Annotated in this window: 10 protein-coding genes and 1 pseudogene; 8 read left to right on the top strand and 3 right to left on the bottom strand. The window is 59.5% G+C overall.

The genetic code is table 11. From position 1 onward, the window contains the following. Positions 1 to 16 precede the first annotated feature (16 nt). From GKZ67_RS17030 to GKZ67_RS17045, 5 genes and pseudogenes are all read left to right on the top strand, one after another. Positions 17 to 1684 (top strand): TolC family protein, encoded by a 1668-nt coding sequence (locus GKZ67_RS17030; RefSeq protein ID WP_173244708.1) that lies wholly within the window; start codon positions 17 to 19, stop codon positions 1682 to 1684. A gap of 47 nt (positions 1685 to 1731) precedes the next feature. Beyond that, on the top strand, positions 1732 to 2859 hold the full coding sequence (locus GKZ67_RS17035) for an efflux RND transporter periplasmic adaptor subunit (protein ID WP_173244711.1): 1128 nt from the start codon (positions 1732 to 1734) through the stop codon (positions 2857 to 2859). Positions 2860 to 2889: 30 nt separating this feature from the next. Beyond that, positions 2890 to 4388: pseudogene (locus GKZ67_RS24770) on the top strand (efflux RND transporter permease subunit); the annotation flags it as partial. A 168-nt stretch (positions 4389 to 4556) separates the two neighbouring features. Further along, positions 4557 to 6329 (top strand): efflux RND transporter permease subunit, encoded by a 1773-nt coding sequence (locus GKZ67_RS24775; protein WP_317172314.1) that lies wholly within the window; start codon positions 4557 to 4559, stop codon positions 6327 to 6329. Between the two features lie 111 nt (positions 6330 to 6440). Then, positions 6441 to 6701: an acyl carrier protein gene (locus GKZ67_RS17045; RefSeq protein WP_151086501.1), complete on the top strand. Its 261-nt coding sequence runs from the start codon at positions 6441 to 6443 to the stop codon at positions 6699 to 6701. An 80-nt stretch (positions 6702 to 6781) separates the two neighbouring features. Here GKZ67_RS17045 and GKZ67_RS17050 read toward each other — a convergent pair whose 3' ends face one another. Continuing rightward, on the bottom strand, positions 6782 to 7552 hold the full coding sequence (locus GKZ67_RS17050) for a YkvA family protein (protein WP_173244714.1): 771 nt from the start codon (positions 7550 to 7552) through the stop codon (positions 6782 to 6784). Between the two features lie 154 nt (positions 7553 to 7706). Further along, entirely contained in the window at positions 7707 to 8348 is a 642-nt protein-coding gene (locus GKZ67_RS17055) for a C40 family peptidase (protein ID WP_254244900.1), read from the bottom strand. A 465-nt stretch (positions 8349 to 8813) separates the two neighbouring features. Here GKZ67_RS17055 and GKZ67_RS17060 point away from each other — a divergent pair, with 465 nt between their 5' ends. Further along, entirely contained in the window at positions 8814 to 9047 is a 234-nt protein-coding gene (locus GKZ67_RS17060; protein ID WP_217278608.1) for a hypothetical protein, read from the top strand. 25 nt (positions 9048 to 9072) lie between these two features. On the opposite strand, the gene GKZ67_RS17065 is transcribed toward GKZ67_RS17060, so the two are convergent. Further along, positions 9073 to 9804 (bottom strand): SDR family NAD(P)-dependent oxidoreductase, encoded by a 732-nt coding sequence (locus GKZ67_RS17065; protein WP_173244720.1) that lies wholly within the window; start codon positions 9802 to 9804, stop codon positions 9073 to 9075. A gap of 277 nt (positions 9805 to 10081) precedes the next feature. On the opposite strand from GKZ67_RS17065, the gene GKZ67_RS17070 reads away from it, so the two are divergent. Both GKZ67_RS17070 and GKZ67_RS17075 read left to right on the top strand, forming a co-directional pair. After that, complete coding sequence (locus tag GKZ67_RS17070; RefSeq protein WP_173244723.1) at positions 10082 to 10840, top strand: hypothetical protein; 759 nt, start codon at positions 10082 to 10084, stop codon at positions 10838 to 10840. Between the two features lie 73 nt (positions 10841 to 10913). Beyond that, positions 10914 to 12278, top strand: a complete 1365-nt coding sequence (locus GKZ67_RS17075) for a lysophospholipid acyltransferase family protein (protein WP_173244726.1) — start codon at positions 10914 to 10916, stop codon at positions 12276 to 12278. The last annotated feature ends 35 nt before the right edge of the window (positions 12279 to 12313 follow it).

Consider the following 12313-nt stretch of genomic DNA (forward strand, 5'->3'; position numbering starts at 1 on the left):
TCGTCTTTCACCTGTTATGAATAAATCCTTATTAGGCGCGTTGCTGGCCACCTCGGCGCTGGCCTTTGGGCCGGCAGCTCCGGCCCTGGCCCAGGCGCCGGCCGCGCTTCCGAGCCAGCCCTCTTCCGGCCCAATGGCCCTGAGCCTCTCGCAGGCGGTGCACTTTGCCGTGCAAAACAAATCGAGCCTGCAGGCCACGCGCCTGGCCGAGCAGACCGCGGCCGCCCGCGTGGGCGAAATAAAAGCCCAGGGCCTGCCGCAGCTGAACGTGGGGGCCAACGTGGCCGACAACTTCAAGCTGCAAAAGTCGCTGGTTGACTTTGGCGCGCTGGCCGGCCCGGTGCTAAAAGGCACAACCCTTACGCAAGCCGATATTAACAAGGCCCAGGGCGGAAACCCGATAACGCTGGCGCCAACTTACGGCGACCCGGTATCGGTACCGCCTCAGCCGTTTGCCTTTGGCCTGCAATACGCGGGCAATACATCGGCCTCATTCTCGCAGCAGATTTTTGACGGCTCCTATCTTATTGGCCTGAAGGCAGCTAAGGTCTACACCGACCTCGCCAAAAAGCAGACCCAGCAGGCCGAGATTGACGTAGTAGAGCAGGTAAGCAAAGCCTACTATAGCACGCTGGTAGCGCGCTCGCGCCTGGCCCTGCTGGCCCGCAACGTGCAGCGCCTCGACACGGTGCTTTACCAAACCAACCAGACGTTTAAGGCGGGCTTTGCCGAAAAGCTCGACGTAGACCGCCTGCGCGTGCAGCGCAACAACCTGGTGGTAGAGCAGCAGAAAGCGCAGCGCCTCACCGAGTTGAGCGTGGCGCTCCTCAAATTTCAGATGGGCCTGCCCCAAAGCCAGCCCGTGCAGCTGACCGACTCGCTCGGCGCGGCGGTCGTTGATGCCGGAACGCTGCGTCGCAACCTGGGAGCGGCCAGCTTCGGCACTGGTGGCGGGGCTACTGGCCTGAGTAGTCTGCCGGCGGCCCCGACCAGCGCAGGCCAGGGCACTACGGGTCCGCCCACGCCGGGTATCAACAACGGCCAGCCCAGCCAGGCAAACGCGGTTTTCAACTACAACAACCGCATTGAGTTCTCGACCCTGCAAACGCAGCAGGCCCTGGCAGGGCTCGACCTGCGCAACCGGCAGGCCGGTGCTTATCCGCGCCTTGCCTTTACGGCTGCTTACGGCTTTTCGGGCTCAGCCAAGACGGCAAGCGACTTATTCGCTTTCCGGGGGCCTACCTCGACCAACAGCGCCGGTCAGCTCAACCAGAACTGGTTTGGCTTCGGCAACGTGGGGCTGGCCCTGAACATTCCGGTGTTTGATGGCTTCCGCCGCCGCTACCAGGTGCAGCAGGCGCGCATTGCGCAGCAAACCCTTGAGAAAGGGTTTGAAACCCTGCGCCAGAGCATCGATTTGCAGGATGCGCAGAGCCGCGCTACCCTCGTCAACGCCCTCGACGTGCTAGATAATCAAAAGGCCAACCTCGACCTGGCCGCCGATGTGGCGCGCGTCACGCGCATCAAGTTCAATGCCGGCGTGGGCTCTAACCTCGAAGTCATTACGGCCGAAACCTCGCTGCGCGAAGCCCAAACCAACTACTACTCGGCCATTTATGATGTGCTGGTAGCGAAGGTAGACCGCGACAAGGCCACCGGCGAGCTCTACACCCAGGCCAAGTAAACTCTTAAAAGAACGTCATGCTCGGCATGGCCGTCAGCTCCTACTTTATGCGCCCCACTTCCTTTCTTCTTTCTGCCACTGTTGCTGTTGCCCTTACCGCTTGCGGCGGCACCAAAGACCCCAATGCCGAGCTACTTAAGCTCAAGGCCGACCAGGCCGCTACCCAGGCTAAAATAGCCGACCTTGAAGCCAAAACCGGTGCGGGCAAGACCGACCCGGCCAGTACTGCCGTGCCGGTATCGGTGCTGAAAGTAGCTCCCGAAAACTTTGCTGGCTACCTCGAAGTGCAGGGCCGGGTCGATTTTGACCAGAACTCAACCGTAAGCTCACGGGCAGCCGGCACGCTTACCAGCGTGCGGGTGCAGCGCGGCGACCAGGTGCACAAGGGACAAGTGCTGGCTACCGTCGATGCCTCGGTGCTCGACGCCAGTATTGCCGAGCTGCGCACCCGCATGGACCTGGCGCGCATTGTGTACGAAAAGCAGGCCGGCCTCTGGAAGCAGCAGATTGGCACTGAAATGCAATACCTGCAAGCCAAAAATACCTATGAGGGTTTGCAGCGCAACCTCTCCACCCTCAACCAGCAGCGAGCCATGTACAACGTGGTGGCCCCGTACAGCGGCGTGGTTGATAACGTATTGCCCAAGCTCGGCGAAACGGTAGCGCCCGGCTCGCCGGTAGTGCAGCTCAACAGCGGGCAGGGAGGTAAAGTGCTCGCCGACGTGTCGGAAGCCTACGCTGGCAGCATCAAGGCGGGCGATAAGGCGCTCGTGGCCATGCCCGACCTCGGAAACGAAGAAATTCCGAGCACCGTGCGCACCGTAAGCCGCACTATTTCGGCCACCAGCCGCACCTTCACCGTGGAGCTGCGCCTGCCGGCCGATAAGGCTAGCCGCCTGCGGCCCAACATGGTGGCTACCGTGCGCATTCAGAACTATGGCCACGCCAACGCCACCGTACTGCCCGTTGACCTGGTGCAGCACGACGAAGAGAACGCCTACGTACTCGTGGTGGCGCGCGAAAAAGGCAAGGCCGTAGCGCAGAAGCGCGTCATCAAAACCGGCCAGACTTACAACGGCAAGCAGGAGATACTCAGCGGCCTGCACACGGGCGATGAGGTGATTTCGGCAGGTTATCAGAACCTGAACGACGGCCAGACGGTGAAAATCAGCTAAATCTACTCTTTCAAGTAACAACTAGCTAGTATGCAAGACATTGAAAAAGAGTTTGGGCCCACAAGCTGGTCGATAAATAACAAGACCAGCATATATATTATCACACTGTTGCTTTCGATAGCGGGTATCTTTGCCTACGTCAAGCTGGGTAAGGAGAAGTTTCCGGATATCGTTATCCCGCGCATTATTGTGGCCACGGTGTACCCCGGTACGTCGCCCACCGACATCGAGAACCTGGTGACGCGCCAGCTTGAGAAAGAAATCAAGAGCGTGAACGGGGTGAAGAAAATCAACTCCACCTCCAACCAGGACTATTGTATTGTCGATGTGGAGTTTAACTCCGGCGTTGACGTGCAGGCGGCCAAGCAGCTCATCAAGGATGCCGTGGACAAGGCCAGCACCGAGCTGCCCAACGACCTGCCCAGCGCCCCGCTGGTGAAGGAAGTCAACATTTCGGAGCAGCCGATTATGTACGTCAACCTGAGCGGCAACCTGCCCGCTGCCCAGCTCAAAAAGCTCGCCGACGACTTTCAGGATAAGATTGAGGCGCTGCCCGAAATCACCCGCGTCGATATAGTAGGCGCCCTGGAACAACAGGTGAACGTAGATGTGGACCTCTATAAGCTGCAAGCGTCGCAGCTCAGCTTTACTGATATTGAGAATGCCATTGCCCGCGAGAATATTACCGTTTCGGGGGCTCTATCGACGTGGGCTCGCAGAAGCGCGCCGTGCGCGTGGCCGGCCAGTATGTGAATGCCGCCGATATTGCTGATATTCAGATTAAGAACCTGCGCGGCTCACCGGTGCGGCTTGGCGACATTGCTACCGTGCAGGACGGCTTTAAAGACCGCGAGAGCTTTGCCCGCCTCGACGGCCAGCCTGCCATTGCCCTGAACGTGGTGAAGCGCCAGGGTGCAAACCTGCTCGACGCCTCCGACAAGATTCACCAGCTGGTGAAAGAATCGGAAGCCAGCATGCCGAAAGGCCTGAAAATCACGATTACCGGTGATACGTCTAACGACACGCGCAATACCCTTAATGACCTGATTAACACCATTATCATCGGTTTTTTGCTGGTAACCCTGATTCTGATGTTTTTCATGGGCACTACCAATGCCTTGTTTGTGGGCTTGTCTGTGCCGCTGTCGATGTTCCTGGCGTTTATTATGCTGCCCATGTTCGGCTTTTCGCTGAACATGATTGTCCTCTTCGCCTTTTTGCTGGCGCTGGGCATCGTGGTCGACGACGCCATCGTGGTGATTGAAAATACCCACCGCCTGCTGCACGAGCATCCCAACCTAAGCACCCCGCAGGCCGCCAAGTATGCGGCCGGCGAGGTATTCGTACCCGTACTGGCCGGCACGCTCACCACCGTGGCCCCGTTTGTGCCGCTGATGTTCTGGCCCGGTATTGTAGGCTCGTTTATGTTCTTTTTGCCCGTCACGCTTATTCTCACGCTGGGCGCCTCACTCATAGTAGCCTTCATCATGAACCCGGTGTTTGCCGTGAGCTTTATGGAGCGCGAGGAGCACCTTGACCGGGTACAGAAGCCGCAGCTTACGCGCGGGTTTCTGCTGGGAATGGGCGGCTTGCTGCTGGTGGCCATTGGCGGCTACCTGTCGGGCTCGAAGTTTTTGGGCAACCTGATGATGAGCATTATCGTGCTTTGCTTCCTCGATAAGTACGTATTTGTGTACATGATAGCCGGCTTCCAGCGCAGCGTGCTGCCGCGCTTCCAGAACGGCTATGCCCGCCTCGTAGAGCTGGCCGTGGGTGGCAAGGTGTGGCGGCAGGTTGCCATTGTGGGCGGCCTGGTAGTGCTGGGCGTATTCAGCATTATGGCCGTGGGTGCGCGCAAGCCCAAGGTAGACTTTTTCCCCAAAGGCGACCCCAAGTTTATCTATACCTACTTGCGGATGCCCGTGGGCACCCGCGTAGAAGTGACGGACTCCATCACCCATATCATCGAAAACCGGATGTATAAGGTGATTGGCCGCCACAACCCCGACGTGGAATCGGTGATTACCAACGTGGCCATTGGCGCGGGCGACCCCAGCGAAGCTACGGCAGCCGGCACCTCGCAGTCGCACCTGGGCAAGGTGGGCATCGCGTTTAAGGAATTGAGCGAGCGCAAGGGCAAAGCCACCCACATCTACATGGATGATATTCGCGAAGCTGTAAAAGGCATTCCGGGTGCCGAAGTTTCAGTTGACCAGGAAGCCAGTGGGCCGCCCCAGGGCAAGCCAGTTGCCATTGAGGTAGCCGGCGACGACTATCCCAAGCTGGCCGCGCTCTCGAAGAAAGTAGAGCGCTATGTGGACTCGCTCAAAATCGGTGGTATCGAAGACCTGCGCTCCGACCTCGAAGACCGCAACCCCGAAATCGGCGTTACCATCAACCGTACCCGTGCCAACCGTGAGGGTATCAGCACCGGCCAGATTGGCTCGGAGGTGCGCACCGCCATCTACGGCTTCGAGGCCAGCAAATTCAAGACGCCGGACGATGAGTATCCCATTCAGGTGCGCTACGCCAAGCCGTACCGCGACAACGTGAATGCCATTGTGAATGCCCCGCTCACGTTTCGTGATGCTACCGGCGCGGTGCGCCAAGTGCCTATCTCGGCCATCGCCGATGTGCACTACGGCACCACCTACGGCGGCATTAAGCGCAAAGACACCCACCGCCTTATCACCATCAGCTCCAACGTGCTCAACGGCTTCACCGGACCCGATGTGGTAGCCAATGTGCAGCGCGCCCTCAAAAGCTTCCCTGTGCCGCCCGGCTACACCGTGCGCATGGGTGGGGCGCAGGAAGACCAGAAGGAAACGAGTGACTTCCTTGGTGTAGCGGCCATCGGGGCGATTGCCCTCATCTTCCTGGTGCTCGTTACGCAGTTCAACTCCGTGAGCAAGCCGCTCATCATCCTCACCGAAATCATCTTCTCGATTATCGGCGTGATGCTTGGCCTGGCTATCTCGGGCATGAATATCTCTATTGTAATGACGGGCGTAGGCGTTATCGCGCTGGCTGGTATCGTGGTGAAAAACGGCATCCTGCTCGTCGAGTTTACCGATATGCTCCGCGCCCAGGGCATGAACCTGCACGACGCGCTCGTTACGGCCGGCCGCACGCGCCTCAACCCGGTTATCCTGACGGCTACGGCGGCTACGCTGGGTCTTATCCCGCTGGCCGTAGGGCTGAATATAGACTTTTATGAATTATTTAACTCGGGCAATCCGCACTTCTTCCTGGGCGGCGAATCAGTCGTGTTTTGGGGCCCACTGGCCTGGACGATAATTTTCGGGTTGACGTTTGCAACCCTTATCACGCTGTTGGTAGTCCCGGTCATGTATCTTCTTAATGAGAAGCTGCGGGCCAAAATCACCGGCCGCGACGTGAACAACCAGCCGCCCGCTGCCGTCCTGAGCCCCGAGGAAGTAGAAGCGGCTACGCCCCCGGTACTGGCCTAAAGTTTGCGGTAGCTCGTCGGTTTCTGCTGGCTACTCATCGAGTGGCTAGCAGAAACCGACGAGAGGCTGCGTTACTTCCTGCCTATCTCAACCTTGTTTTTGTAAAAAGTTATGTTTACCGCGATTTCAGCTACCGTTCCCTCTAAAAGCATTGAGCAGCAAGTGCTGCGCATTATCAGTAAGCGCAAGGCTATCAAAGCTGTACGCTTGCGCCGCACCGCCAGCCTGAGTCGCGACCTGAGCTTTGATACCGTCGATGTAGTAGATATTATCGTGGAGTTGGAGCGCAACTTCCACATTCTGGTGCCCGACGAAGTACCCTTTTACACCGTTGGCGACTTTGTGCGCTATGTAACGGCCCACGCCGCGTAGCGGTGGGCAGCCGTTACTAACCAAGAAGCCCCCTGACTTCCGTGCGAGGTCAGGGGCTTCTTGGTTGCTGTTTTCTTGCTTTAGCGCACGTTGCCACCCGTTTCGATGCGGCCATCGTTGCCGGCGCGGCTGCTATCGGTCGTGTTGGCTATGGCGTCAATACCAGGGCGACTGTCGCTACCCACATCGGCCCCGGCATCGTGCACCGGGCGGGTAGTGGAGTTGGAAGGCGAGCCCAGCCCGGCATCGGTAGCCGACTGCCCGCTACCAGCCGGCCCATCGGGCAGGGCCAGGGTACCCGCGTTTTTAGCCGATTGATTGGTTGAGGCCGCGCTGCGGGTTTCCCAGGGCTCGGTGGCCGCCCGGTAAGCCGGGCTGGCGCCACGGCGCTTAAACAGCTCATCATCCGCCACGACAGTAGCCGCCTTGGCTGCTTCCCATTCGTGAAACTTATCCAGCTCGTGCTTAATGGAAGTGGAGAACCAGGCTATCAGCGCCATATCATCGAGCAGACCCACTACCGGAATAAAATCCGGAATCAGGTCAATCGGTGACAGAAAATAGATGAGCACCGCCACGGCAGCCACTACTGTAGTAGTAGGCACACCGGTGTACTCGCCGGCGGCACTCAGCTTGATGAGGCGAAACAAGCTCTGGATGGTTTCCCAGGCCTCGTGAGCCAGCGTACCGATTTCTTTTTTCTCGCGGGCTTTGTTAAAGGCGTCGAGCAGCAGCTTCTTCAGGCGCGTAGGCTGCTTGATATAGCCTTCGGCGGCAGCCAGAAATTTCTTAAAGATGACGGAGGCAGCGATATCACTGCCGGAGGGCGGAGGCGTGTTAGAAGTAGCCATGCTGAAAAAAGGAGAGAAAGCGAAGCGGCACAGCCGCCTGAGGTTATCAACTGGCTGTTTACTGCATTAGCGGCTGTCAAGTTATACGCACACAAAAAACGACTCCCGGCGCGAATGCCAGGAGTCGTTTTTGACAGGGGTAGCGGCCTGCTGGTTATTCGGGGCGGGCGTGCTCGGCCGCAGCCAGCATTTCTATTACGTCGGCCGGGGTAGTAGGCGCCGGGGCAGCCTCCGTACCAGCCACGCGGCCGGCCGCGTAAAAGTTGTGGTGGTAGTAGGGCTGGTTGAGCGAACTCACCATCACGCCACCATTGCAGGCCGAGTGGGCAAAGCGACCGTCTTTCAGGTAGATGCCTACGTGGTAGATAGCCCCGTGGCCATGACGGAAAAATACCAGGTCGCCGGCTTTCATATCGGTTTTGGCCACCCGTTTCACCGTTGTGAACATGGAGCGCGAGCTGCGCTGCAGGGTGATACCATAGACTTTTTTGAATACTTGCGTCACGAAGCCCGAGCAGTCGGTACCCCGGCGCGAGTTGGAGCCGTAGCTGTAAGGTGTGCCGAGCCAGTCGGTTACGGTTTGCAGCAGTGTTTTATTTTCGGTGTGGGCCAGGTGTACGCCCAGCGTCTGGTTATAGTAGCCGTACGCCAGCGAGTCGCGCGAGGCCGTAACGGCGCCCGATTCGTCGGTAGCCGGCTTGGTGGCCGAGCCATCGGAGCCGAGCAGGCCCGAAAGCAAAGAGGCCTCGGCGACTGCGGGAGCCGAAGCGCCAGCCGAAGCCGGGGCATCGGGCATTTTTTCAAAGCAAAAGGAAAGCGCCAGGGAAGCAGCGGCGAGGCAAGATAGCAGAGTGTTCTTCATTGTCCGTCGTTGGGGTGGGCACCGGCCAGCGCCCTCAAGCTGGCTGACCGGGAAGGCAGAAAAGCGTAAACTGTTGCGCTAGGCAGTGCCGGTATGCGGCTGGAATTAAGGTTGAATGAAAGCGTAGCCGTTACCTTTTAAAAGAATCTTTAGCGGGTAGCCAGTAGCCAAAGCTAAGCACTAAAAACCTAACCCACATGCTGATTTCTTAAAAAAAGTATGTTTTTCTTTAAAAAGTACCGTAAAAGAACTGATAATTATCAATTATACTTGCAACCTTACTTGATTTGGCCTCGTAGCTACGCCCGAATTTTATACAATGAGTAAGCTGAACACTTTTGTCAACTCCCCCTGGCCCGTATTGCCCGGCTGGTACTGGGGCGTGCTCCCCGCGTGGCCATGGTGCTGGGCCAGACCGTGCACCTGAGTGGCGCTACCCGCGAAGAGTTTCTGGCCGACCCTGAGTGGGTAGCACACGAAGAAGTACACCTGCGCCAGGTGCGCGAGCTGGGCACCGTCCGCTTTCTGTGGCTCTACCTCGTAGAGTCGGCGCGAGTAGGCTACTACCAGAATAAGTTTGAGGTAGAAGCGCGGGAGGGTGCTCGACGCTTCATTGAAGGCAGACGCAGCTGAGAAAGTATTGCTATTATTTAATTGCCTACAGCTGGGCTAGCCGTCCACCGTCCACGGCCAGGGTGCTGCCGTTGATAAAGCTGGCTTCGGCGGAGGCCAGGAAACAGATAGCGGCGGCCAACTCATCGGGCGTTCCAATCTGACCGGTTAATTTTTCGGTACCGTTCTGCACATTGGGGTTGCTGCGCAGCATCGGCGTTTCGACGGCACCGGGTGCCACGGCATTGATGCGGGCCTGGGTGTGGGGAATTTCGAGGCTGAGGCCACGCACGAAGGCTTCGAGACCACCCTTGCTGGTGGCATAGGGCACCACATTGGGCGTGCTCTGGAAGGCGTGGACTGAGCTCACCGCCACCACTGCCCCACCCTGCATGTGCGGCACGCAGAGCTGGCAGAGGCGAAACAACGCCCGCAGGTTCACGCTCATCACCTGGTCCCAGTCGGCGGGGTCCAGCTCCAGAATGGGCGTGTAAGTCATCATGGCCGCGTCGTTTATCAGAATATCAATGCGCTGGAAACGCGCCAGCGTGGCCTCAACGGCCGCCACCAGGTCGGCATCGCGGCCCACGTCAGTCTTCATAAAAAGCGCTTCGCTGCCGCCCGCCATTATCTCGGCAGCTACCTCACGGCCGGCTTTCACCTCGCGGCCCAGGCATACCACGGTGGCTCCTTCGCGGCCCAGGCGTAGCGCGGTGGCCCGGCCAATGCCCGACGTAGCCCCCGTGACGAGACAGATTTTACCTTGAAAGCGAAACATAGCAGCGCGTACCGAAAGGGAGAGTACAGCAGACAAACGGCCGGGCGCAGTAGTTGTTCAGCTTAGGCTCCGCAGCCGGCCGAGGGGGCGAGCCATCCCGGCTATGAATGCTTGCCTTTACCCCAAACCGGAGCGCCGCCAGCTCTGCCGGTCAGCAGCGGCGCTTTTTGGTAAGGGGCCACAACTTGCAACCCACGGCGCCCGAATTACGAATACAGCAGCGCCACTGCTCCTGCGGCGGCCAACCATATCCTTTTCCCATTACTCTTCTTCGCTCATGGAACCTACGTCCAACCAGCCGTACACCGGCTCAGCTACCCCTTCGCATTCCAATGCTAACCAGGCTTTCGGTACGTCTTCGCACGCTGACAGCCAGTTTTCTACTACGGCGGCTCATGCTACCGGCCAGGGCCAGTATCCAACCGATTATACCACTAACCAGCCGGCGGCCGACGGCGTTCAGGGTGCTTTGAACAGTGCATTGGCCAGCGGCAAGCAATGGCTTGCCGATTCGGGCCTGGCCGACCAGGCGCAACAGCTGCCCCAGGCTGCCAAAGACCTTGGTGCCCAGGCCTGGACCCGCATCAGCGGCTTATCTAATACGCAGAAAGCCGTAGGCGTGGGCCTGCTGGCAGCGGGCATCGCCCTGCTGGCCACCCGCAACAAAAGCTCGCACGATGAGGAAACCGAATACCGCCACAAGTCGCGCCGCTCGCCATTTGACAAAAACTCGCGGGCTGATGCCGGCGAGGACTATAGCCCGCGTGGCGCGCAGCAGCGCCCCTGGGGCAGCAGCCGCTACGGGGCTGGCAACCCCCGCGTGAGCTCGGGTAGCGGCTACGCCTCCTCGCACCAACACGGAGCCGACTACGGCAGCCGCGCGGCCTCATCAGATTACAGCACCAGCGTCGGGGGCAATTCTTATGGCAGCGGTCAGCGCCGCGACCAGGGTCCAGCTTCGGGTAGCCGCTACGATGCCAAGACGTCGGGCAGCCAGAACCCTAATAACCTCGACCAGCTGAACAGCGCCTATTAAGCGCCTGGGCAAAACCATCGGCAAAGGGCCGGCTGCGCTTGCAGCCGGCCCTTTTTGCGTAAACTTGCCGCCTATGCTCTTCTATACAATCATGAAGCCCCTGGTACGCGTGGGGTTGCGCGTGTTTTTTCGCCGGCTTGAGGTGCGCCACCGGGAGCGCCTGCGCCAACCCGGCCCGCTCATGCTGTGTAGCAACCACCCTAATACCCTGATGGACCCGCTCGTGACGGCGGTGCACCGCCGCCAGCCCATCGCGTTTCTGGCCAAGAGCACCTTCTTCAAAAACCCTATCCTCGGGGCTATCATGCGCTCGGGCAACTGCATTCCCATCTTCCGGCGGCAGGATGCCGAAACCGGCGCCGAGGCCCTGAGCGCCGCGCAGCTGGCGGCCAGCAATGAGGCCAGCTTTGGGCGCTGCTACGACTACCTGGAGGGCGGCGGCACAGTCATGATTTTTCCGGAAGGCACCAGCGTGAGCGAGCGCCGACTGCGGCCCCTCAAAACCGGCGCGGCCCGCATCGCGCTGGGTACCGAGGCCCGGCACAATTTTCAGCTGGGCCTGAAAATTGTGTGCGTAGGCACTAACTACTTCGACCCCAGCCGCTTTCGCTCCGATGTATTCTTGAACGTAGCCCCACCGATTGAGGTAAGCGACTACGCGGCCCGCTATCAGCAGGACCCCGACGTGGCGGCCGATGAGCTGACGGAAGAAATCCGCCGGCGGCTCACGCGCCGGCTCGTTATCAGCCGCGCGGCCGAAGACGAGCAGCTGGCCCAGCAGGTGGAGCGCACCTTCGGCGACCACCTCAACCCCGATGACGACCCCACCACGCTCTACGATAATTTTCAGCTCAGCCGCACCCTGCTCGATGCGCTGGCTTGGTTTGAGCAGCACGATGCAGGCCGCCTGACGGCCCTGCGCACCGCCCTCAGCGAGTACCTGGCCAACTTGCAGCACCAGCGCCTCGACGATGACGACTTCGACCAAAGCCAGCGCCCCGGCACCGGGCTGGCCGACTACCTGTATCTGACAGCTGGCCTTCCTGTATGGACTTATGGGCTGATTACCAATTATCTGCCTTATAAACTTCCGGCCGAGGTAGCCCACCGCGCCACCCGCGAAACGGAGTTTATCGCGGGCATTATGCTGGGCGTAGGTATGCTCACCTTTCCACTGGCTTATGCGCTGGAAGCTGCCGCCGTACAGCACTGGCTTACGCACGACTGGCGTCTTACCCTGCTATTTGTGAGCAGCTTACCCATCGCGGGCTTTTACGCGCTGGGCTATTGGCAAACCCTGAGCGCCCGGCTTCGCCGCCTGCGGGTGCGCCGCCTGCCAGGCACTACCCGCAGCCTGCTACAAGCACAGCGCACGACGGTACTACGCCTACTCGACGAAGCCCGCGAAGCTTACGCACAACGCCCGGTCACGAGGTAGCTACCTGGCACCAGTACCTGGACGAGTAATATATA

The sequence above is a fragment of the Hymenobacter sp. BRD67 genome (assembly GCF_013256425.1).
Taxonomy (GTDB): Bacteria; Bacteroidota; Bacteroidia; order Cytophagales; family Hymenobacteraceae; genus Hymenobacter.

Excerpts from the sequence above, each read along its gene's own strand:
- GKZ67_RS17030 (WP_173244708.1), top strand. The coding sequence starts at position 17 with ATGAATAAATCCTTATTAGGCGCGTTGCTGGCCACCTCGGCGCTGGCC.
- GKZ67_RS17035 (WP_173244711.1), top strand. The coding sequence starts at position 1,732 with ATGCGCCCCACTTCCTTTCTTCTTTCTGCCACTGTTGCTGTTGCCCTT.
- GKZ67_RS24775 (WP_317172314.1), top strand. The coding sequence starts at position 4,557 with ATGATAGCCGGCTTCCAGCGCAGCGTGCTGCCGCGCTTCCAGAACGGC.
- GKZ67_RS17045 (WP_151086501.1), top strand. The coding sequence starts at position 6,441 with ATGTTTACCGCGATTTCAGCTACCGTTCCCTCTAAAAGCATTGAGCAG.
- GKZ67_RS17050 (WP_173244714.1), bottom strand. The coding sequence starts at position 7,552 with ATGGCTACTTCTAACACGCCTCCGCCCTCCGGCAGTGATATCGCTGCC.
- GKZ67_RS17055 (WP_254244900.1), bottom strand. The coding sequence starts at position 8,348 with ATGCCCGATGCCCCGGCTTCGGCTGGCGCTTCGGCTCCCGCAGTCGCC.
- GKZ67_RS17060 (WP_217278608.1), top strand. The coding sequence starts at position 8,814 with ATGGTGCTGGGCCAGACCGTGCACCTGAGTGGCGCTACCCGCGAAGAG.
- GKZ67_RS17065 (WP_173244720.1), bottom strand. The coding sequence starts at position 9,804 with ATGTTTCGCTTTCAAGGTAAAATCTGTCTCGTCACGGGGGCTACGTCG.
- GKZ67_RS17070 (WP_173244723.1), top strand. The coding sequence starts at position 10,082 with ATGGAACCTACGTCCAACCAGCCGTACACCGGCTCAGCTACCCCTTCG.
- GKZ67_RS17075 (WP_173244726.1), top strand. The coding sequence starts at position 10,914 with ATGCTCTTCTATACAATCATGAAGCCCCTGGTACGCGTGGGGTTGCGC.